The sequence below is a fragment of the Mesorhizobium sp. CA4 genome (assembly GCF_020165075.1).
Lineage (GTDB): Bacteria > Pseudomonadota > Alphaproteobacteria > Rhizobiales > Rhizobiaceae > Mesorhizobium.
The window spans coordinates 18,272-39,368 of record NZ_JAIUHK010000048.1; the positions used below are offsets into that span (position 1 = coordinate 18,272).

At 64.9% G+C, this 21,097-nt stretch carries 20 protein-coding genes and 2 pseudogenes; 16 read left to right on the forward strand and 6 right to left on the reverse strand.

All coding sequences use genetic code 11. From position 1 onward, the window contains the following. Window positions 1–194: 194 nt before the first annotated feature. Complete coding sequence (locus LB528_RS27270; protein WP_224716972.1) at window positions 195–1,364, forward strand: PLP-dependent aminotransferase family protein; 1,170 nt, start codon at window positions 195–197, stop codon at window positions 1,362–1,364. 291 nt (window positions 1,365–1,655) lie between these two features. Next, on the forward strand, window positions 1,656–2,201 hold the full coding sequence (locus LB528_RS27275) for a YbhB/YbcL family Raf kinase inhibitor-like protein (RefSeq protein WP_224716959.1): 546 nt from the start codon (window positions 1,656–1,658) through the stop codon (window positions 2,199–2,201). Between the two features lie 57 nt (window positions 2,202–2,258). Here LB528_RS27275 and yghU read toward each other — a convergent pair whose 3' ends face one another. After that, window positions 2,259–3,128 (reverse strand): glutathione-dependent disulfide-bond oxidoreductase, encoded by an 870-nt coding sequence (yghU, locus tag LB528_RS27280; protein ID WP_224716960.1) that lies wholly within the window; start codon window positions 3,126–3,128, stop codon window positions 2,259–2,261. A 206-nt stretch (window positions 3,129–3,334) separates the two neighbouring features. Here yghU and LB528_RS27285 point away from each other — a divergent pair, with 206 nt between their 5' ends. Continuing rightward, on the forward strand, window positions 3,335–4,237 hold the full coding sequence (locus LB528_RS27285) for a S1C family serine protease (protein WP_224516071.1): 903 nt from the start codon (window positions 3,335–3,337) through the stop codon (window positions 4,235–4,237). A 13-nt stretch (window positions 4,238–4,250) separates the two neighbouring features. Further along, complete coding sequence (locus LB528_RS27290) at window positions 4,251–5,192, forward strand: LysR family transcriptional regulator (RefSeq protein ID WP_224716961.1); 942 nt, start codon at window positions 4,251–4,253, stop codon at window positions 5,190–5,192. Here the strand turns inward: LB528_RS27290 and LB528_RS27295 are convergent. Next, on the reverse strand, window positions 5,143–5,871 hold the full coding sequence (locus tag LB528_RS27295; RefSeq protein WP_224716962.1) for an SDR family oxidoreductase: 729 nt from the start codon (window positions 5,869–5,871) through the stop codon (window positions 5,143–5,145). The two genes, LB528_RS27290 and LB528_RS27295, sit on opposite strands and share 50 nt — an antisense overlap. A gap of 182 nt (window positions 5,872–6,053) precedes the next feature. Here LB528_RS27295 and LB528_RS27300 point away from each other — a divergent pair, with 182 nt between their 5' ends. Further along, a complete protein-coding gene (locus LB528_RS27300) occupies window positions 6,054–6,650 on the forward strand; it encodes a YdeI/OmpD-associated family protein (RefSeq protein ID WP_224716963.1) in 597 nt (198 codons plus the stop codon). Between the two features lie 151 nt (window positions 6,651–6,801). Here LB528_RS27300 and LB528_RS27305 read toward each other — a convergent pair whose 3' ends face one another. After that, a complete protein-coding gene (locus LB528_RS27305; RefSeq protein WP_224516075.1) occupies window positions 6,802–7,110 on the reverse strand; it encodes a hypothetical protein in 309 nt (102 codons plus the stop codon). Between the two features lie 349 nt (window positions 7,111–7,459). Between LB528_RS27305 and LB528_RS27310 the strand changes: the two genes are divergently transcribed. The 6 genes from LB528_RS27310 (at window position 7,460) to LB528_RS27335 (ending at window position 13,142) form a co-directional block, all read left to right on the forward strand. Next, on the forward strand, window positions 7,460–8,167 hold the full coding sequence (locus LB528_RS27310) for an SDR family NAD(P)-dependent oxidoreductase (protein WP_224516076.1): 708 nt from the start codon (window positions 7,460–7,462) through the stop codon (window positions 8,165–8,167). Window positions 8,168–8,568: 401 nt separating this feature from the next. Next, window positions 8,569–9,777, forward strand: coding sequence for an ABC transporter substrate-binding protein (locus tag LB528_RS27315; protein ID WP_224516077.1), 1,209 nt, complete (start codon window positions 8,569–8,571; stop codon window positions 9,775–9,777). Continuing rightward, entirely contained in the window at window positions 9,774–10,574 is an 801-nt protein-coding gene (locus LB528_RS27320) for an ABC transporter ATP-binding protein (RefSeq protein ID WP_224516078.1), read from the forward strand. The genes LB528_RS27315 and LB528_RS27320 overlap by 4 nt, the downstream gene beginning before the upstream one ends. Then, window positions 10,567–11,271 carry an ABC transporter ATP-binding protein gene (locus LB528_RS27325; protein ID WP_224716964.1) on the forward strand — a complete coding sequence of 235 codons (705 nt, stop codon included), beginning with the start codon at window positions 10,567–10,569 and terminating at the stop codon, window positions 11,269–11,271. Before LB528_RS27320 ends, LB528_RS27325 begins: the two co-directional genes overlap by 8 nt. Before the next feature lie 7 nt (window positions 11,272–11,278). Continuing rightward, the gene (locus LB528_RS27330) at window positions 11,279–12,166 is read left to right on the forward strand and encodes a branched-chain amino acid ABC transporter permease (RefSeq protein WP_224716965.1); all 888 of its coding nucleotides are present in this window, start codon (window positions 11,279–11,281) and stop codon (window positions 12,164–12,166) included. Window position 12,167: 1 nt separating this feature from the next. Beyond that, the gene (locus LB528_RS27335) at window positions 12,168–13,142 is read left to right on the forward strand and encodes a branched-chain amino acid ABC transporter permease (RefSeq protein WP_224516081.1); all 975 of its coding nucleotides are present in this window, start codon (window positions 12,168–12,170) and stop codon (window positions 13,140–13,142) included. Here LB528_RS27335 and LB528_RS27340 read toward each other — a convergent pair. From LB528_RS27340 to LB528_RS27350, 3 genes and pseudogenes are all read right to left on the reverse strand, one after another. Continuing rightward, window positions 13,139–13,519, reverse strand: coding sequence for a HigA family addiction module antitoxin (locus LB528_RS27340; protein WP_318012364.1), 381 nt, complete (start codon window positions 13,517–13,519; stop codon window positions 13,139–13,141). The two genes, LB528_RS27335 and LB528_RS27340, sit on opposite strands and share 4 nt — an antisense overlap. Continuing rightward, window positions 13,494–13,800: pseudogene (locus LB528_RS27345) on the reverse strand (type II toxin-antitoxin system RelE/ParE family toxin). The gene LB528_RS27340 and the pseudogene LB528_RS27345 overlap by 26 nt, the downstream one beginning before the upstream one ends. Before the next feature lie 50 nt (window positions 13,801–13,850). Continuing rightward, the gene (locus LB528_RS27350; protein ID WP_224716966.1) at window positions 13,851–14,333 is read right to left on the reverse strand and encodes an Lrp/AsnC family transcriptional regulator; all 483 of its coding nucleotides are present in this window, start codon (window positions 14,331–14,333) and stop codon (window positions 13,851–13,853) included. A 106-nt stretch (window positions 14,334–14,439) separates the two neighbouring features. Between LB528_RS27350 and LB528_RS27355 the strand changes: the two genes are divergently transcribed. The 5 genes and pseudogenes from LB528_RS27355 to LB528_RS27375 all read left to right on the forward strand — a co-directional run. Beyond that, window positions 14,440–15,642: a diaminopropionate ammonia-lyase gene (locus LB528_RS27355; RefSeq protein WP_224716967.1), complete on the forward strand. Its 1,203-nt coding sequence runs from the start codon at window positions 14,440–14,442 to the stop codon at window positions 15,640–15,642. Then, entirely contained in the window at window positions 15,639–16,871 is a 1,233-nt protein-coding gene (locus LB528_RS27360) for a Zn-dependent hydrolase (protein WP_224716968.1), read from the forward strand. Before LB528_RS27355 ends, LB528_RS27360 begins: the two co-directional genes overlap by 4 nt. A gap of 202 nt (window positions 16,872–17,073) precedes the next feature. After that, window positions 17,074–18,270 carry a diaminopropionate ammonia-lyase gene (locus LB528_RS27365; RefSeq protein ID WP_224716969.1) on the forward strand — a complete coding sequence of 399 codons (1,197 nt, stop codon included), beginning with the start codon at window positions 17,074–17,076 and terminating at the stop codon, window positions 18,268–18,270. Between the two features lie 233 nt (window positions 18,271–18,503). Continuing rightward, window positions 18,504–20,621 carry an EAL domain-containing protein gene (locus tag LB528_RS27370; protein ID WP_224716970.1) on the forward strand — a complete coding sequence of 706 codons (2,118 nt, stop codon included), beginning with the start codon at window positions 18,504–18,506 and terminating at the stop codon, window positions 20,619–20,621. Window positions 20,622–20,711: 90 nt separating this feature from the next. After that, a pseudogene (locus LB528_RS27375) lies at window positions 20,712–21,097 on the forward strand (hypothetical protein); the annotation flags it as partial.

Consider the following 21,097-nt stretch of genomic DNA (forward strand, 5'->3'; position numbering starts at 1 on the left):
GTGCAATGGCTTTTCATTAGCTTTTGCGAAAATCTGTGGGCCAAAATGTTGCCTGGACGATGCGCCATGACCGTTTTGTGTATTCACGCGAAAGGCCAGGCCTGATAATAGGTCAACCAAGCTGACCTAAATAGAAGCACTGCGGGAGGTGCGCCTTGACCCTGTTGAACCTTCTGGCCTCGCGCTCCTCGCGCATGAAGGCTTCGGAAATCCGCGAGCTCCTGAAACTGCTCGACCAGCCGGACATCATCTCCTTCGCCGGGGGCATTCCCGATCCGTCGCTGTTTCCCGCCGAAGCGATCGGCGATGCCTACCAGGCCGTGCTCGGCGGCGCCGAGGCGGGCGCCGCGCTGCAATACCAGGTCAGCGAGGGTTTCCTGCCGCTGCGCAAATGGCTGGCCGCCTATATGGGCAAGCTCGGCGTTCAATGCGACGAAGGCAACATCTTCATCTCCTCCGGCTCGCAGCAGGCGCTCGACTATCTCGGCAAGCTCTTTTTGTCCCCCGGCGATACCGCGCTTGTGACATGGCCGACCTATCTCGGTGCGCTGCAGGCCTTCAACGCCTATGAGCCGCGCTACGACCGGCTGAACACCGCCGGCGGCAACATGACGCCGGAAGCCTATCGCGCGGCAGCGGCGGCAAATGGCGGCAAGGTGAAGTTCGCCTATCTGGTGCCGGATTTCGCCAACCCGACCGGCAATACGCTGGATACCAAGCAGCGCGAGACGGTGCTCGACCTCGCCGGCGAGCTCGACATCGCCGTCATCGAGGATGCCGCCTATCGCGCGCTGCGTTACGACGGGGAGGGCGAGCCGCCGATCCTGGCGCTCGACTGCGCCCGCGCCGGCGGCATCGATCATGCGCGCACGCTCTATTGCGGCTCCTTCTCGAAGATACTGTCGCCCGGCATGCGCGTCGGCTGGGTTTGCGCGCCGCGCCATGTGGTGGAAAAGCTGGTGCTGATGAAGCAGGCCTCCGACCTGCACAGCCCCTCGATCAACCAGATGGTCATGCACCGCGTCGCCGAAACCATCTTCGACGCCCAGGTGGACAAGCTGATCGATGCCTACCGCAAGCGCCGCGATGCGCTGCTTTCCGCGCTCGAAGCCGACATGCCCGACGGCGTTTCCTGGAGCCGTCCGGACGGCGGCATGTTCGTCTGGCTGACGCTGCCGGAAGGCACGGATGCCACCGGGCTCTTGGCGCGTTCGGTCAAGGAGGCGCGCGTCGCCTTCGTGCCGGGCAATGCCTTCTACGCCGACGGCACCGGCCGCAACACGCTGCGCATGTCGTTCACGCTTGCCGACGATCGCGCGGTGAACGAAGGCGTGCCGAGACTGGCAAAGCTGCTGCGGGGCTAATCTCCCCCTCAAGAGGGGAGATCAGCAGCCGCTATCACCGTTCACTCGCGCAGGCGTGATTGGCAGTGCGCAAGCGTGATTGTCCGTGCGGCCGATTCCTCGGCTAGTGTCGCGACCGATCCAACACCCCCTGGATCGAGCCGATCGTGGGGTCCCACCTCCATGATCCGAACGAGAGAGCCCCGACGGCCTTCACCGGCGGGCTTTTTTGTTGCTCAGGCAGCCGGCTGCGCTAGCTTGCCCTTTTTCGGGCCGCTTTTCGGCTACGCTGCGTCATTCAGGGAGGATCAGATGACCTTGCGTCTCGGCTTCACCATGCTCGCCCTTGTCGCCTTCGCCACCCAGGCGTCCGCCTTCGAGATCTCCAGCCCCTCCGTGTCGAACGGCAAATGGGATGCGAAATATCTCGGCGACAAGCCCGGCTGCGGCGGACAGAACGTCTCGATCGCGCTTGCCTGGAAGGATCCGCCAGCCGGAACGAAAAGCTACGCGCTGACCATGTTCGACACCGATGCCAATGGCGGCAAAGGTTTCTGGCACTGGCTGGCCTGGAACATCCCGGCGAGCGCCAAGGGACTGCGCGAGGGCGCTGGCGCGCAAAGTGGCAAGCGCATGCCCAAGGGTTCGGTGCAAGGCAAAGGCGGCATCGGCCGCGCCGGCTATTTCGGCCCGTGCCCGCCGCCCGGCAGCGGCAACCATCACTATGTGTTCACGCTCTATGCGCTGGGTGAAAAGACATTGCGCATACCGGCCAACCCCTTGCCGGAGATGATTTCGGTCGCCGCCAAAAGCTCTGCGCTCGGCCAGGCGACCGTGACATATACATACGGAAGGTAGCAGGCGCTGGCGACAGCCAGTCTCCCGCACGAGGGAGAGGTCAGCGGCTTCAACGCCTCACTCTGCCGCTTGCAGCTTATCCTGCGTCCGGGTCTCGAAGTCGCTGGCGTCGTGGCGCTCGCGCAGTTGGAAGGCTGGATCGCCGGACATGCGGTTCACCATGCGCCCGCGGCTTACCGCCGGCCGCGCGTCGATCGCATCGGCCCAGCGCTGCACGTTCTTGTATTCGTGCACCGAGAGGAACTCCGCCGAGTTGGTGTAGCTGCGGCCCTTGGCGAGCCCGCCATACCAGGGCCAAACCGCAATGTCGGCGATCGTGTAGTCCGGGCCGGCGAGATATTCGCTCTCCGCCAGCCTACGGTCGAGAACATCCATCTGCCGCTTGGTCTCCATGGCGAAGCGGTCGATCGCATATTCGATCTTGTGCGGCGCATAGGCATAGAAGTGGCCGAAGCCGCCGCCAAGATAGGGCGCGGAGCCCATCTGCCAGAACAGCCACGAGAAGGTCTCTGCGCGCGCTGCGCGCTCGGTCGGCAGGAATTCGCCGAATTTCTCGGCAAGATAGGTGAGGATCGAGCCGGATTCGAACACGCGCACCGGCTTCGGCTCGCTGCGGTCCATCAGCGCCGGTATTTTCGAGTTCGGATTGACCTTGACGAATCCGCTGCCGAACTGCTCGCCGTCGCCAATCTTGATCAGCCAGGCATCGTATTCGGCGCCCTTGTGGCCGAGCGCAAGAAGCTCCTCCAGCATGATCGTCACCTTCTGGCCGTTGGGCGTGGCCAGCGAGTAGAGCTGCAGCGGGTGCTTGCCGACCGGCAGTTCCTTCTCATGCGTCGGGCCCGCGATCGGCCGGTTGATCGAAGCGAACTCGCCGCCATTCGGCTTGTTCCAGGTCCAGATTTTCGGCGGGGTGTATTGGTCCATGTTGGGGGCCTTGTGTTACGTGAGCGGCGGGAAGTCCTGCCACCGATGCCGATAGACTTAGGTGCGGTTCCGCGCGCGTCAAAGAAAAAAGTTCAACCTTCGTTGAACTAGCGCTTGTGCCAGCCTGGGTGAGGGGGAAATCCGCCCTTGCACGGCGCTCCTTCGGCCATACTTATAGGCAAAGACCCGCAATGCAGGATGGATCGATGACCATCGAGAAAATTTCGCGCTCCGTCGTTGCCGTGCGCGCCACGGTGCCGGACGACGCTTTCACCGCCAATGCGCTTGGCACGCGCCGCGAGGGCAGCGGCGTGGTGATCCGCGACAATGGGCTTGTGCTCACCATCGGCTATCTCATCACCGAGGCCGAGGAAGTGTGGCTGACCGACCAGGACGGCCGCGTGGTCGCGGCACATGCGCTGGCCTATGACCAGGAGACCGGCTTCGGTCTCGTCCAGGCGCTGGCGCCGCTCGGCCTGCCCCCGGTCCAGTTCGGCAGCGCCAGGAAGGCCAATATCGGCGATGCCGTGACGTTGGCCGACGGCATCGGCCAGCAGGTCGACGCCCACATCGTCACCAAGCAGGAATTCGCCGGCTATTGGGAATACCTGATCGACGAAGCGATCTTCACGGCGCCCGCGCACCCGTCCTGGGGTGGCGCCGCGCTGTTCGACCGCGCCGGCAAGCTGCTCGGCGTCGGCTCGCTGCGCCTGCAGATGAGCCGGGCGGGCGAGGTGGCCGACATCAACATGGTCGTGCCGATCGATCTCTTGACGCCGATCCTCGACGATCTCGTCAAGCGCGGCCAGGCGGCGAAGGCGCCGCGCCCGTGGCTCGGCGCCTTCTCGGCCGAGTCGAACGGCATGGTGGTGGTGATGAGCGTGGCCGAAGGCGGCCCCGCGGCAAAGGCTGGTCTACGTCAAGGCGATATCATCTCCGATGTGCGCGACGGCGAGGTTGACGGTCTTGCCGATTTCTACAGAAAACTCTGGCAGAACCCGGCCGGCTCGGAAATCCCGCTGCGCGTCGTGCGCGACGGCCGCGAGACCTGGCTGCGTGTCAAATCGGCCGACCGCAATTCCTTCCTGAAGAAGCCGCAGCTGCAGTAGCCCTGAAGCGCAGATGCATCCCAGGCTGCTGAAGACCTTTCTGGCGGTCGCGCGCACCCGCAACGTCACGCGCGCGGCGCGCGAGGTCAATCTCGCGCAGTCGAGCGTCAGCGACCAGATCCAGGTGCTGGAAACCGAGCTTGGCGCCAGCCTCTTCACCCGCTCGCGACAGGGGCTCACCCTGACGCCGGCCGGCGAGGCGCTGAAACCCTATGCCGAGGACTTGCTGGCGCTTGCCGACGAGGCCCGCGCCGCCATCGATGCCACCAGCGCCGAGGCGGCCGGCAGCCTGTCGATCGGCGCGCTGGAGACGATCGCCGCGGCAAGGCTGGCGCCATGGCTCGCTGGTTTTCGCGCCGATCATCCCGGCATCGACATCAAGCTCCGGATCGCCGGCAGCGGCGAGTTGCTGCGCCGGTTGGGCGACGGCGAGATCGACGTCATTTTCTCCTTCGAGCAATCCAATGCCGGTGAGCCGGACCCGCGCTTTGCCAGGCGCATCGTGGCGGCCGAGCCGCTGGCGTTGATCGCGCCGCCCGGCGACAACCGCGCGGATGTCGATCTGGCGACGCTGGCCGAGAAGCAGTTCGTTGCCACCGAGACAGGCTGCGTCTACCGCGCCATGGTCGACAAGGCATTTGCCGAGGCCGGGTTGGGCAGGCCAAGGCTGGCCGCCGAGGCCGGCAGCATCGACGCCATCGCTGGGCTGGTGGCGGCGGGCGCCGGCTTTGGTCTGGTGCCGCGGCTGGCGGTCGCCGTCGCGATCGATCGCGGCGAGGTCGCCGAGCTTGCCTGGCCCGGCTCGGTCCGCTCTGCCGACATCGTGATGGTGTGGCGCCGCCGGCGCGTCCAGCCGCCCGCGCTCAAGGCACTGCTCACCGCTCTAGCGGAGGGCTTGGTCCCGGTCACACCAGCCGGTGCCCGCCCTCGACATGCAGCGTCTCTCCGGTCGTGAAGCCGTTGCCGATCAGGAAGCGGATTGCGTCCGCAATATCCTCCGGCCGTCCGATGCGCCCAGCGGGCAGGCGCTCCGCCATGGCGGCCAGGGTCTGGGCCTTCCTGTCGCCCGCGACGAACTCCCAGATCGGCGTGTCGACCCAACCCGGCGAGACGGCGTTGACGCGGATCGGCGCCAGTTCGACGGCCAAAGCCCGCACCAGCCCTTCCAACGCGGCGTTGACGGCCGCGACGACCGCGCCGCGCGCCGCCGGCCGGTAGGCCGCTATACCGGAGACGAAGGTGAGCGAGCCGCTCGGCGGCAGCTTCGGCGCGCCATGCTTGGCGAGAAGCAACGGTCCGTAGAATTTGCTTTCCACCACCTTTTGCGCGGCTGAAAGCTCGATCTCCGGCAACAGCCGGTAGGCGCCTTCGATGTCGGCCGCCGTGCTGACGATATGGTCGAGCCTGCCGATGCGCTCGAAAAGCGCTGCGACCTCATCCTCGCGGCTGATGTCAACCACCGCCGTTTCGAGCGTGTCCCGGCGGCCGAGCTCTTCCTGCACCGCGCTCAGCTTCGCTTCGCCGCGCCCGGCGATGATGACGTGCGCGCCTTCCTCGAGGCATCGTCTGGCAAGCGCCAGCCCCATGCCCGAGCTGCCGCCGACGACCAGGATTCTTTGCTTGTCCATGTCCATGCCTTTCCTTTGCAAGGAGGTTTGGCAGACCCTGGCGCGAAGCGGAAACGGAAGAAATCGATGGCGCCATCGGAAACTCCGATGGCATATGCCGCCTGCCCACAGAAACTGGCACCATTGAAGGCTACAGCCGGGGCGGAATCGTTCTAGCTGCAAGTCGAGACAATGAACATGAGGTGACGATGGCCCCGATCAAGGTCGACCCAGGCAAGGTGCGCGAGTTCCCCGATGCGGAGAGCTTCTATGCGTGGCTTGCCGACAATCACGCCAGCGAAAGCGAAGTCTGGATCAAGATCCACAAGGTCGGCTCGGGGCTGCCATCGATCACGCCGAAGGAGGCGATCGACGTCGTGCTTTGCTTCGGCTGGATCGACGCGGTGCGCAAGTCGCTCGACGAGAAGAGTTTCCTGCAGCGTTACACCCCGCGCGGCAAAAAGAGCATCTGGAGCAAGATCAACATCGACAATGTCGCGCGCCTGATCGAGGCGGGCCGCATGACCGAGCATGGCCTCAAGCAGGTCGAGGCGGCCAAGGCCGACGGTCGCTGGGACCGTGCCTATGGCGGATCGAAGGAGATGACCATCCCGCCCGACCTGCAGGCCGCGATCGATGCCGAGCCCAAGGCGAAAGCGATGCTGGACAAGCTTTCGGCGCAGAACCGCTTCGCGCTCGCCTTCCGCACCCACAACATGAAGACCGAGGCAGGGCGCAAGAAGAAGATCGCCGATCTGGTGGCAATGCTGAAGCGCGGCGAGACGATCCACCCGCAGAAGAAGTAAGACGTGATCCCGAAACGTGGTTGCCGGTTTGCCCGACTAAGACCGGAAACAAAAACGCCGCCCCGGAGGGAGGGCGGCGTCTTCGGGAAGCGATGATCCTGAACCCTTAGCAAGCGGTCCCGGATCATCCGGTCGTGAAGGTCGAAACGCGTTATACGGCCTTCTTTGCAACATGCTTCTTCACATGGTGCCTGCGCACGTGATGCTTCCTCATGTGGTGCCGGGTGTGCTTCCGCATATGATGCTTGCGGCCGTGATGGCGGCGATGATGCTTCCTGAGCTTCTTGTGCGGGCCATTGGCGCCGGCTTTCGCCGTCTCGTTAGCGGCCGGGGCAGCAGTGGTCGTGGCAGGAGCAGTGGTGCTCGTCGCCGGAGCGGTGGTGGTCTGGGCGTTGGCGGCGGGCACCGCGAATGCGAGAGCGACGGCGAGGCCGAGTGCGGAAAGAAGGGTCTTTTTCATAATCGGCATTCCTTGGTTAGGATCAATGTCTGTTGTCGCGCGCCGTAGTGGTCGGCTGCTCCGGTTGCCGTTATGACACCGGCTCTTTTCGCGAGTTTTTCCCGACCGTTGAATCTTGTTTCCCGATTGTGTCTGGCGCTTTCCCATTGCGGAGCGGGATGGCCGCTTCGCAGCGCGGCCGCAACGGTCACTTGGCGATCGAGCACCGCTTGCGATTAAGGCGGCCGCGCATCCGGCTGGGCAGGTCTTTCATGAGCCCAATCGCACGATGCGTGCGAATTCCGCGCTCTAATCATTCGGTCCGATCGATGCCATCTTGCTGCCGACACACCGGACAGGAGCAGGAGCAATGACCACCAACACAGATCATTCCGGCAAGGTGGCGCTCGTCACCGGCGGCAATCGCGGCATCGGCCTGGAGACGGCGCGCCAGCTTGCAGAACTCGGATTCACCGTGCTCATCGGCGTCCGCGATCTTGCCAAGGGCGAGGCGGCGGCAAGGAAGCTTGGCGGCGCCGTCGAGGCCATCGCGCTGGATGTCGGCGCGCCCGAAGCAGCCGCGCGCGCCGCGGCCGAGGTCGAGAGCCGGTTCGGCCGGCTGGACGTTTTGGTCAACAACGCCGCCATCCATTACGACCCTTCGGCGCGGGCGCTCATGCCCGACTGGACGGTCATCCGCGAGGCCTTCGAGACCAACGTCTTCGGCGCCTGGCGTGTTGCTGCCGCCTTCGCGCCGCTGCTTGGCGCTTCCGGCCACGGCCGATTGGTCAACGTCTCGTCGGAAGGCGGCTCGCTCGCTTCGATGGGTGCCGGCGCGCCGGCCTATTCGACCAGCAAGGCGACGCTCAACGCGCTGACCCGCATCCTGGCGGCTGAGCTGCGCGGTGCAGGTGTCCTGGTCAATTCGATCTGTCCCGGTTGGGTCGCGACCGACATGGGCGGCCCGGGCGGTCGCCCCGTCGCGCAAGGCGCGGCCGGCATCGTCTGGGCCGCGACCTTGCCCGACGACGGCCCGACCGGCAGCTTTTTTCGCGACGGCAAGCCGCTATCGTGGTGAGCAGGTGTCGATCAGGTGAATGTTTCCCAATTAGAGTTCCTCTGTTCCCAGTTTGGGAAAAGGCTATATGGGTGCATGCAACTTGGCCGATCAGGGCAACAAAAAGGATAAAAAAGCCGCCGCTCGCGTTAGATCGTCCCGGGCGCCTCATCGCCGCGCGATCGCCTCTCGATCCATCTATCTGCCATGCTACGAAAATAGCATTCTCGGCTCGCGAAAGGTGATGTTAGGCTCGCGCACGTGCACCCAAGGCACGTCGCGGCCCAGCCCGCAAACCGGAGGTCCGCGAGAGGAGGAGCGGCAGAGCGGGATCGAGGCTCCAATCCAAAATCCGAAGGAACTGTTGAACCATTGCGAGGCCGCCGCGTTTCCCGTGGTTGGCTACCAGGGAGGAACCACCAGTGAAAGCATCCTGTCTCGTCTCGGCCGCGCTTCTTGCGGCATCCGCAATGCCGGCAGCGGCCGGCGAAATTTCCGACGGCAAGGTCAAGATCGGCATCTTGAACGACCAGTCGGGTGTTTACGCCGATTTCGGCGGCAAGTGGTCGGTCGAGGCGGCCAAGATGGCGGTGGAGGATTTCGGCGGCAAGGTACAAGGCGCGCCGATCGAGATCGTCAGCGCCGACCATCAGAACAAGCCCGACATCGCCTCCAACATCGCGCGCCAGTGGTACGACACCCAGCAGGTCGACGCGATCATGGAGCTCACGACATCGTCCGTGGCCTTGGCCGTCCAGGGGCTTTCCAAGGAAAAGAAGAAGATCGACATCGTCACCGGCGCGGCCGCCACCGACCTCACCGGCAAGCAGTGCTCGCCCTACGGCTTCCACTGGGCCTATGATACCCATTCGCAGGCCGTCGGCACGGGCGGCGAGCTGGTCAAGCAGGGCGGCGACAGCTGGTATTTCATCACCGTCGACTATGCCTTCGGCTATTCGCTGAAGGACCAGACCGCCAAGCTGGTCGAGGCGAGCGGCGGCAAGGTGCTGGGCGAAGTGCGCTATCCGCTCGGCTCCACCGACTATTCCTCCTTCCTGCTCCAGGCGCAGTCCTCGGGTGCCAAGATCGTCGGGCTTGCCAATGCCGGCCTCGATACCTCGAACTCGATCAAGCAGGCAGCCGAGTTCGGCATCGTCGCCGGCGGCCAGCGGCTGGCCGCGCTCCTCTTCACGCTTGCCGAAGTGCATGGGCTGGGCCTTCAGGCGGCGCAGGGCGTGGTGCTGACCGAAGCCTTTTACTGGGACCGCGACGACAAGAGCCGCGAATTCGCCCAGCGCTTCTTCAAGCGCACCAACCGCATGCCCAACATGATCCAGGCCGGCACCTATTCGGCGGTGACGCAGTATCTGAAGGCCATCGACAAGGCCGGCACCGACGGGACCGAGGCAGTGGCCAAGGAGCTGCATGAGATGCCGGTCAACGACGTCTTCACCGCCAACGGCAAGGTGCAGCCCGACGGCTCGATGGTGCACGATATGTATCTCTACCAGGTCAAGAAGCCGGAAGAGTCGAAGAAGGACTGGGACTATTACACCTATCTGGCGACGATTCCGGGCGACAAGGCCTTCATGAAGGCCGAGGACAGCGGCTGCCCGCTCGTCACCAAGTGACGCTCGACACCGCCACCGCTGTCCGTCCGGACGGCACGGATCAGGCGCCGCGGGTGGTGCTTTCCGCCCGCGGCCTCAGGCGCGACTTCGCCGGCTTCGTCGCGGTGAAGGATGTCGACCTCGACGTCCACCACGCGAAGATCCATGCGCTGATCGGCCCGAACGGGGCCGGCAAGACGACCATTTTCAACCTGTTGACCAAGTTCCTGCAGCCGACCAGCGGCAGGATCGAATTGCTCGGCTCCGACATCACCCGCACGCCGCCGGCCAAAGTGGCGCGGATGGGCCTCGTGCGCTCCTTTCAGATCTCGGCGATCTTTCCGCACCTCTCGGTGCTAGACAACGTGCGCGTGGCGCTGCAGCGTCCAAGCGGGCTGGGCTACCAGTTCTGGCGCCCCGTCTCGGCGCTGGACCAGCTCACGCCAAGGGCGCGCGAATTGCTCGCCATCGTCGGCCTTGACGACGCCGCGCATCGTCTCGCCGGCGATCTCTCCTATGGCAGGAAGCGCGTGCTGGAGATCGCCACCACGCTGGCTCTCGATCCGAAAGTGCTTCTGCTCGACGAGCCGATGGCCGGCATGGGGCATGAGGATGTCGGCATGATCTCTGGCATCATCCGCTCGCTGGCCAAGGATCGCGCCGTGCTGATGGTCGAGCACAACCTTACCGTCGTCGCCGATCTCTGCGACTGGATCACCGTCATGCAGCGCGGCCAGGTCCTGGCGGCCGGGGACTATGCCACCGTCAGCCAGGACGAGCGCGTGCGCGTCGCCTATATGGGGACGGAGCATGAGTGAGCGGCTGCTGGCCGTGCGCGACCTCCACGCCTGGTACGGCGAGGGCCATGCGCTGCATGGCGTCGACCTCGATGTCATGCGCGGCGAGACCGTGACGCTGCTCGGCCGCAACGGCGTCGGCAAGACCACCACATTGCGCGCCATCATGGGGCTGATCCGCAAGCGCACCGGCTCCGTCACCTTCAACGGCAAGGACCTTATCCGCCTGCCGCTGCACCGCGTCGCCCATCAAGGTATCGGCTTCGTGCCGGAGGAGCGCGGCATCCTCGCCACCCTCACGGTGGACGAGAATCTCGTCCTGCCGCCGGTCGTGGCCAAGGGCGGCATGAGCGTGGAAGAAATTTTCGAACTCTTCCCCAACCTCAAGGAGCGCCGGAACAGCCAGGGCACGAAGCTGTCCGGCGGCGAACAACAAATGCTGGCCATCGCGCGGATCTTGAGGACCGGCGTCGAGATGCTTTTGCTCGACGAGCCGACCGAAGGTCTCGCGCCGGTCATCGTCCAGCGCATCGGCGAATTGCTGGCGACGCTGAAAAAGCGAGGCATGACCATCCTTCTGGTCGAGCAGAATTTCCGCTTCGCCGCCCGCATCGCCGACCGTTTTTATCTGATGGACAATGGCAAGGTGGTGGAGGGATTCCCGGTCGGCCAGCTTTCCGCGCACACCGACAAGCTGCACGAGGTGCTGGGGGTATGATGGCGCAATGACCATGATCTTCGGCATCCCCATCCAGGCGCTTCTCGGCCAACTCCTCGTCGGCCTGATCAACGGCTCCTTCTACGCCATGCTCAGCCTCGGTCTCGCTATCATCTTCGGCCTGCTGCGCATCATCAATTTCGCCCATGGCGCGCTCTATATGCTGGGCGCCTTCATCGGCTATCTGCTGCTGGTGCATTTGGGCATCGGCTATTGGCCGGCGGTGGTTCTAGTGCCGCTTGCCGTCGGCCTGTTCGGCATGGCGGTCGAGCGTCTGGCCCTGTCGCATCTCTACCGCCTCGATCCGCTCTATGGCCTGCTCTTCACCTTCGGCCTCGCCTTGGTCATCGAGGGCGTGTTCCGCTATTATTACGGCGTCTCCGGCAATCCCTACGCCGTGCCGACGCTGCTTGCCGGCGGCACCAATCTCGGCTTCATGTTCCTGCCCAACTATCGCGGCTGGGTGGTGGCGGCTTCGCTGATCGTCTGCATCGGCACCTGGCTCCTGATCGAGAAGACCAGGCTCGGCTCCTACCTGCGCGCCGCCACCGAGAACCCGGAACTGGTTCAAGCCTTCGGCGTCAACGTGCCGCTTCTGCTCACGCTCACCTACGGGCTGGGCGCGAGCCTTGCGGGGCTCGCCGGCATTCTCGCCGCTCCTGTCTACCAGGTCAGCCCGCTGATGGGTTCGGATCTGATCATCGTCGTCTTCGCCGTCGTTGTGGTCGGCGGCATGGGCTCGATCCTCGGCGCCATCGTCACCGGTTACATGCTCGGCCTCGCCGAGGGCCTGACCAAGGTTTTCTATCCCGAGGCCTCGAACGTCGTCGTCTTCGTCATCATGGCGATCGTGCTTTTGCTCAGGCCCGCCGGCCTGTTCGGAAGGGACGCCTGAGATGAGCGAGGCGACCCTTCACGCAGAACGCGCCGCCGCCTCCGTGAGGCTGGAACGGGTGCTGATCGCGCTGGGCATCGTGGCGCTGATCGCCGCGCCCTTCGCCATCTACCCGATCTTCGTGATGAAGATGCTGTGCTTCGCGCTGTTCGCCTGCGCCTTCAACCTCTTGCTCGGCTACACCGGTCTGCTCTCCTTCGGCCACGCCGCTTTCTTCGGCGGTGCCGCCTATTTCTGCGCCTACGCGGTAAAGGCGTGGGGCTGGCCACCGGAAGCAGCCATCCTGCTCGGCACCGCGGGTGCAGCGCTGATGGGCCTCGTCATGGGTTTCCTCGCCATCCGCCGGCAGGGCATCTATTTCTCGATGATCACGCTGGCGCTGGCGCAGATGTTCTATTTCTTCTGCGTGCAGGCGCCTTTCACCGAGGGCGAGGACGGCATCCAGGGCGTGCCGCGTGGGCATCTCTTCGGCGTCGTCGATCTCGGCGTCACCATGAACATGTACTTCTTCGTGCTTGCCATCTTCCTGATCGGCGTCTTCGCCGTCTGGCGCATCGTCAACTCGCCTTTCGGCATGATCCTGCGTTCGATCCGCGAGAACGAGAACCGCGCCATTTCGCTCGGCTATTCCGTCGGTCGCTACAAGCTAGCCGCCTTCGTCATGTCGGCGGCGCTTGCCGGCCTTGCAGGTGCGACCAAGGCGATCGTCTTCCAGTTCGCGACACTCACCGACGTCACTTGGCAGATGTCGGGCGAGGTGATCCTGATGACGCTGCTCGGCGGCATTGGCACCATGGTCGGCCCGGTGGTGGGCGCCGGCCTGGTGGTCGGCCTGGAGAATACGCTGGCCACCTCCGGCTTCCCTGTGACGATCGCCACCGGCCTGATCTTCATGATCTGCGTTCTGATTTTTAGACGCGGGATTGTCGGGGAGGTTTATGCGCGGCGGCTGGGCCCGCGAGGCAATAGCTCCTAGGCTGCCGTCTCGAACCGCTCGATCTCTTTGAGTTTTTCCTGAAGCGACGCGCCCTCGACAGCCAAGTCGTAACTGGCCTGCATGTTCATCCAGAACTGCGGTGTGGTGCCGAAGAACTTTGCGAGGCGCAAAGCCGTGTCCGGTGTAACAGGTGTTGTCTCATTGGCCAGACGCTCGATGCGCGTGCGCGGTACATGAAGCTTCTTCGCCAGGGTGTAGGGCTTCAAATCGAGCAGCTCAAGGAACTCCGTCCTCAGTATCTCGCTTGGGTGAATAGGAACATCGAGTTTGATCCATTTTTCCACTCCCATACGGGAAGAGCGTGTTGGTTTGGCGGAATGATTAGTTCGCTCAGTGATAGTCAGTAATTTCCACATTCTCGGCTCCGCCATCCACCCAACGAAAGCAGACTCGGAACTGGTCGTTGATCCGGATCGAATGCTGGCCGGCACGATCCCGTTTCAGGGCTTCAGGCCGGTTCCCTGGCGGTATCTTGAGGTCGGCCAGTTCGGTCGCGTTGTCGAGCATGAACAGCTTCCGCTGGCGACACAAACGAGGTCTGCCGGAAACCCTTTCGGAGCTTTGCCTGTCGAACTGCCTCGGTTGCTCTGTCCTTAAACACCGGATCATCTGACTTCCATGATGCGTATCTTGCCATGATACGTTTTGGTATGTATCGCAGTATGATACGTGATATTTTCCGAACCATTATGCTGGCCCGCCCACCGGCACCTCCAGCCCCACCTTCACCCGGTCCATCGCGACGAACGTGCGAAACCTTTTGACGTTGTTGTTCTCGAAGAATAGCCGCCTGGTCAGCGCCTCGTAGTCGGCCATGCTCGCCACGGTGACGACGAGGATGAAATCTGCCTCGCCGGTGACGTAGTAGCATTGCTGCACTTCGGGCACTTCGGCGAAGCCGCGCTTGGCGGCGTCGATCAGCTCGGCGCGCTCGCTCTCCACCTCGACCTCGACGAATATGGCGATCGGGTGGCCGACCTTGGCTGGGTCGACCAGCGCGACATTGGCGCGGATGACGCCCGTCTCCTCCATGCGCTTGATGCGCCGCTGCACCGCCGGCGCCGAGAGGTTCACCTTTTCGCCGATGGCGCGTTGCGGCGTGGCGTTGTCCTTCTGCAGGATGGCGAGGATGGCACGGTCAAAGGCGTCGAGTTCGGGCGAAATGGACATGGCAGCATTCCAAACGAAACAAACTTGCATTTCAATCGGCAAAACAGAGCGCCTTCCTCACTCGGCTTGCAATAAACTTCAGTCATCAAGACGGAGAAAGCCGACCATGTTCCTGCTCAATCACCACCCGGACCATCGCCAGCCGCTGACCGAGGAGGACGCCGCGACGCTTGGGCTCGCCGGCGCAAGGCAGGCCGAGCGCTTCCTTGCCGCGCGCGACAACCATGCCGAGACGCCTCTGCACGCCCTGCCGGCGCTGGCGGCCGAGCTCGACATCGGCGCGCTGCACGTCAAGGACGAGGGCAGGCGCCTCGGCCTCGGCAGCTTCAAGGCGTTGGGCGGCGCCTATGCCGTCATGCATCTGGTGCTGGAGGAGGCAGGCAGGCAGCTCGGCCGCGCCGTCGCGGTCGAGGAACTGCCCAAGCCTGAGGTGAAGGCGATCGCCGCTCAGATGACCTTCGCCTGCGCCACCGACGGCAACCATGGACGCTCGGTGGCGCAGGGCGCGGGCCTTGTCGGCGCGCGCTCGGTCATCTTCGTCCATTCGGGCGTCAGCAACGAACGCGTGGCGGCCATCGCCCGCTTCGGCGCCGAGATCGTGCGCGTCGCCGGCGATTACGACCAGTCGGTCAGGGAAGCCGCCCGCGTCGCCGCCGAGCGCGGCTGGACGGTCGTCTCCGACACGTCCTGGCCGGGCTATGAGCGCATCCCGGGGCTGGTCATGCAGGGCTACACGGTGATCGTGCGCGAAGCGCTGAAGCGCTTGCGTGAGCCGCCCACCCACGTGTTCCTGCAGGCCGGCGTCGGCGGCTTCGCCGCGGCGGTGGCCGGCCATCTCACCATTGCGCTCGCCGACGCGCGGCCGGCCGTGACAGTGGTCGAGCCGAAGCGGGCGGCCTGCGTCTATGAGACGGCCAAAGCCGGACGTCCGGTCACGATCGCGCACAGCAATCCGACCGTCATGGCGATGCTCGAATGCTACGAACCGTCGCTGGTCGCTTGGCGCGTTCTGTCGCGGATCGGCGATGCCTTCATGACCGTGGACGAGGAAGATGCAGTCGCCGTGATGAACCGTCTGGCACGGCCTTCGGGCAATGACCCGGCAATCGTCTCCGGCGAGAGCGGCGGGGCGGGGCTCGCCGGGCTGATCCGCGCCGCCGGCGACAGGAAGATCCGGGCGGCGCTCGGCCTCGATGGGAACTCCCGCGTGCTGATCATCAATTCCGAAGGCGCGACCGACCCCGGTCGCTATGCCGAGCTCGTCGGCATGGCGCCGGATGAAGTCCCAAACGCAGGGCTGCCGGCATGAGCAATCTGACGATCAACGCGGGCCGGCTTCTAGGTCGCATCCAGGAACTCGGCGGAATCGGCCGCGATGCGCAGGGCAGGCTGGTCCGCGTCGCCGCCTCCGACATGGACAGGCTCGGTCGCGACCGTCTCGTCGGCTGGCTAAGAGAGGCGGGGCTTGAAATCGCCGTCGACCGCATCGGCAACATTTTCGGCATCTGGCGGGACGACGCCAATGCGGGCCAGGCGCCGGTCATGCTCGGCTCGCATATCGATACGGTGATCGACGCCGGCATCTATGACGGCTGCTATGGCGTGCTGGCCGGCCTCGAAGCGATCGAGAGCCTGAAGGAGGCCGGCTTCGCGCCGGCGCGCCCGCTCGTCGTCGCATTCACCAACGAGGAGGGCGTGCGCTTTTCGCCCGACATGATGGGCTCACTGGTCTTTGCCGGTGGCCGGGACCTGGGAGAAGCGCTGGCCTCGGTCGGCACCGACGGCACGGTGCTGGGCAAGGAGCTGGAGCGCATCGGCTATGCCGGGATACACGAGCCCGGCTTCCTCAAGCCGCATGCCTATGTCGAGCTGCATGTCGAGCAGGGGCCGGTGCTCGAGCGCGAGGGTATTGCCATCGGCGCGGTCGAGAACCTGCAGGGCATTTCCTGGCAGCGCATTACCATTGCCGGCGAGGCCAACCATGCCGGCACCACGCCGATGTCGATGCGAAAGGACGCAGGTGTCGCCGCTGCGCGCGTGATCGGCTTCCTCGCCGACCGCGCCGGCGCCTCGTCGACGCGCACGGTCGCGACTGTCGGCACCATCGCCTTCGAGCCGAACGCGATCAACGTCATCCCATCGCGCGCGACCTTCACCATCGACCTGCGCGATCCGAACGAAACGCATCTTCGCGAACAGGAAGCGGCACTCGCCGCCTTCCTCGACGAGCTTGCTGCAAGCGTCGGCGTCACCATCCATGCCGAAAGCCTTGCGCGCTTCGAGCCGATGACTTTCGATGCCGGGATCGTCTCGCTGATCGAGGATGGCGCCAGGGCCGCCGGCCTGTCCTGCCGGCGCATGACTTCCGGCGCCGGGCACGACGCGCAGATGATCGCGCGCATCGCGCCGTCGGCGATGATCTTCGTGCCGAGCCGGGGCGGCATCAGCCACAACCCCGCCGAGTTCACCGCTCCTGGCGAGCTGGTCGCCGGCGCCAACATCCTGCTTGGCGTTGCCGCCCGGCTGGCGGCCGACTGATCGCGGGAGGAACCCTGATGGGCGTGCCGCGGGGGGCGAAATACCACCAAAAATAGTCACGTTGGCTGTATCGGGTTGTCCCGAAGCGCACATCCGGCGACATCCAATCGAAACAAACTTCAATCACTAGCCAATTAATCGTCCAGAATCGGGCCCGAATCGTGCCCGCCAACAGAGTTCAGTGCCTCGTAGGAAGACTAGCATGCTGCTTCTCAACCAACGTCCAGAACACAACCAGCCGTTGGCTGCCGCCGATGCCGAGTCGCTCGGCATCGCGGGAGGCGAGCGGGCCGAGCTTTACCTCAAGGCGCGCCACAACTATGCGGAGACGCCGCTGCACGACTTGCCGGCGTTGGCCGAGGAGCTCGGCATCGCGGCGCTTCACGTCAAAGATGAAGGCCAGCGTCTTGGCCTTGGCAGCTTCAAGGCGCTGGGCGGCGCCTATGCCGTCATGCGGCTGGTGCTTGAGGAGGCCGGCAAGCGCTTCGGCCGCGCTGTCGATATCGACGAGATCAACGATCCCAAGCTGCGCGCCATCGCCGCTCAGATGACATTCTGCTGCGCAACCGATGGCAACCATGGCCGTTCGGTGGCGCAGGGGGCCGGCTTCGTCGGCGCGCGTTCGGTGATCTACGTCCATGCTGGCGTAAGTGCCGAGCGTGTCGCGGCCATTGCAAGCTTCGGCGCCGAGATTGTCGAGGTCGAGGGCGGCTATGACCATGCGGTGCGCGAAGTCGCCCGCGTCGGCGCCGAGCGCGGCTGGAAAATCATCTCCAACACGTCCTGGCTGGGCGACGAGCGCGTTCCCGGGCTGGTCATGCAGGGCTATACGGTGATCGTGCGCGAGACGCTGCGGCGCATGACCGAGCCGCCAACGCATGTCTTCCTGCAGGCCGGCGTCGGCGGCTTCGCGGCGGCGATCGCCGGCCATATGGCGGTCATGCTCGGCGAACGGCGGCCGAAGGCTGTGGTGGTCGAGCCGCGGCGCTCGGCCTGCGTCTACGCTTCGGCTGAGGCCGGACGTCCGGCAACGATCGCAAATCAGCAGCCGACCGTGATGACGATGCTCGAATGCGCCGAGCCTTCCCTCGTCGCCTGGCGCGTGCTGGCGCGCGTCGGCGACGCCTTTATGATGGTGGAAGAAGAGGACGCGGTCGCGGTGATGAAGCGGCTGGCGCGGCCCTTGGGCAACGATCCGGCGATCATCTCCGGCGAGAGCGGCGGGGCAGGCCTAGCCGGGCTGGTCCGCGCCACGGGCGACAGGGATATGCGCGCCGCGCTCGGCCTCGATACGCATGCGCGCGTGCTCGTCGTCAACTCCGAGGGCGCGACCGACCATGGCCGCTTTGCCGAGCTAGTCGGGATGGCGCCGGAAGAGGTGTTCCTGCAGACTGCCTGAGAGCAATTGAGGAAAAGTTACGGCGGTGGTGCGAAGAAGGTTGGCGGTGGCCTCGTGATGTCGTCATCCTCGGGTCTGCTCGTCGCTTCGCTACCGCTCCGCGCTAGAATGACCGAGCGCGAAGGGTTTCGCGCCATATCCGCCCTGTCCGGCTCATCCTTAATGGGGAGCCGGTAACCCTTTCTTCTCTGCTTTCATGCAGTATTGCCGGGGCAGGACGGCAAGAACAAAGAATGGCGGACGACGACAAACGCAATGGCGAATTCTGGGCGGTGGCGCTCGATCGCGCCCAGCTCGGCCTGTGGGACTGGAATCTCGCGACCGGCGACTGCTACTATTCGCCGACCTGGTGGCGGATGCTGGGTTATGCCGAGGGCGAGCTCGCCGACAGCTCCGATCTCTGGCTGAAGCTCACCCATCCCGACGACCGCGAGCGGGCGCTGGCGAGCGGCGACCGCCATATCGCCGGTCACACCGAATTCATCGAGACAGAACTGCGCCTGAAGCACAGGGACGGCCACTGGGTCTGGGTGCTCGACCGCGGCGGCATCGTCGAGCGCGATGCTGAAGGCAAGCCGCTGCGCCTGATGGGGGTGCAGACCGACATCACCAGGCAGAAAGAGGCCGAGGCCGCGCTTGAGCAGGTCAATGTCCGTTTGCGGCTCGCGCTTGCCGCCAGCGGCACCGGCATCTGGCACTACGACATCGGCACCAACAAGAGCTATTGGGACGCCCGCACCAGGGACATCTTCGGGTTGGGCAGCGATACCGACGAGGTGACGGCCGAACTCTGGCACACCTATCTCCACCCGGACGACAAGGAGGCCATCGAGCGCGCTCATCTGCCGCTGCCGGGCTCTGAAAGCGTGACAGCCACACAATATCGCATAGTCCGGCGTGACGGCCAGGTCCGCCATATCGAATCGCTGGTGCGCTTCATTGCCGATGTCGGCTCGGCCGGTCAGATTCTGGGCACCGTACGCGACGTCACCGAGGAGAAGACGCGCGCCGAGGAGCTTGCCTTCGCCGCGCGTCACGATGCGTTGACCGGGCTACTCAACCGTTCGGCCTTCGGCCGGATGCTTGCCGAGAACATCCCCATGGCCGAGCGGCTGCCGCTTGCCGTGTTCTATGTCGACCTCGACTACTTCAAGGCGCTCAACGACTATGCCGGCCATGCCGCAGGGGACCTGGCGCTGAAGAGCGTCGCGGCGGGAATCCTCGCCAGCCTGCCCGCTTCGGCGCATGCGGCGCGGCTCGGCGGCGACGAATTCGCGCTTTTGGTGCCGAACTGCAATGACGCTTGCGCCGAGCATCTCGCCCGTGCCGTGCTTGCCGCCGTGCGCAACGCCGATCTTGGCGCGGCGGTCACCTCGCGCAGGCTTGCCGCCAGCATCGGCGTCGCCTTTGTGCGCGACCGCAACATGAGCGTGGCCGACGCGCTCGCCTGTGCCGACGATGCCTGCTACGCCGCCAAGGCCGGCGGTCGTGACCGCTTCGTGGTGTTCTCGCCGGAGACGACGTCGGGCGCCGGCGGCCTCAACGCCGCGCGGCTGGCGGCCGACCTGGTCGATGCGATGGAGGACGGCCGGCTGAGGCTGTTCGGTCAGGAAATCCACCGGCTCGGCCAGCCATGGGAAGACAGCCGCCATGTCGAAGTGCTGGCCAGGCTCGAAGCCCACACCGGCAACATGATCCCGCCCGGCGATTTCGTGCCGGTTGCCGAACGCTTCGGCCTCGCCGCTCGGCTCGACCGCTGGGTCATCCGCACCGCGCTGACGCGCCATGGCGAGGCGATGCGCGCGGGGGCCATCTCGCTCGACTTCAATTTGTCGGCGCAGACGCTTTCCGATCCGCAGCTCTGGGAATTCGTCGACGCGGCCATCGCCGGGAGCGGCGCGTCGCCGTCGGCCGTCGGTTTCGAGATCACCGAAACCGCCGCCGTCACCAATTTCGACGCGGCGGAAGAATTCGTACGCAAGGCGAGGCTCCGCCATTGCCGCGTCAGCCTCGACGACTTCGGCGCCGGCATGAGCTCCTTCGAATATCTCAGGCGCTTTCCCATCGATGCCATCAAGATCGACGGTTCGTTCGTCGAGCACATCGCCGACAGCCGCTTCGATCGCGAGATCGTCTCGGCGATCACCGGCATCGCCCGCTCGATGGGCGCCGCGGTCGTGGCCGAAAAGGTCGAGGAAAAGAACGCGCTGGAGATCCTCATGGGCATGGGCGTCGCCTATGGCCAGGGCTATTTCCTGCACCGGCCGGAGCCGCTGGAGGCGATCGTGGCGAGAGCCCTAAGCGGCACTGTGTCACCGTCGCGGCCACATGCCAGGCCGGCACAAAAATAAGACGTTCCTAAAATTACAATCACTCATTTAAGGGCGCCGTAATCCGGCGCGACGATGATCCGATCTCACAGAACGGATCGGAGCGCGTGGATGAAAACCCTTCCCTTGTTTGCGGCAAGTGCAATCGGCCTGCTCGGCATCTTCGCCGCGCAGCCGTCTTATGCCGGCTCGGACCACGGCGGCGGGGTGACGCCATCCACGATCGAAGGTGACGACGATCAGGTCAATACATCCAGCGTCGGCGACGACAATGAAGCCGCCGAGAATGACGAGGCCGGACACAAGGGCGACGGCGCCGCTACCGGCTCGCATGAAGGGGACCAGGACGGCGATCATCAGGGCGACGATCATGACGGCGACCACGAAGGCGGGGAGGGTGCCAGCCATGGCGGCGGCGCAGACAGCGGCGGCCACGACGGTGGCGGTGACAGTGGTGGCCACGATGGCGGCGGGGGCAGCGGCGGCCATGACGGGGG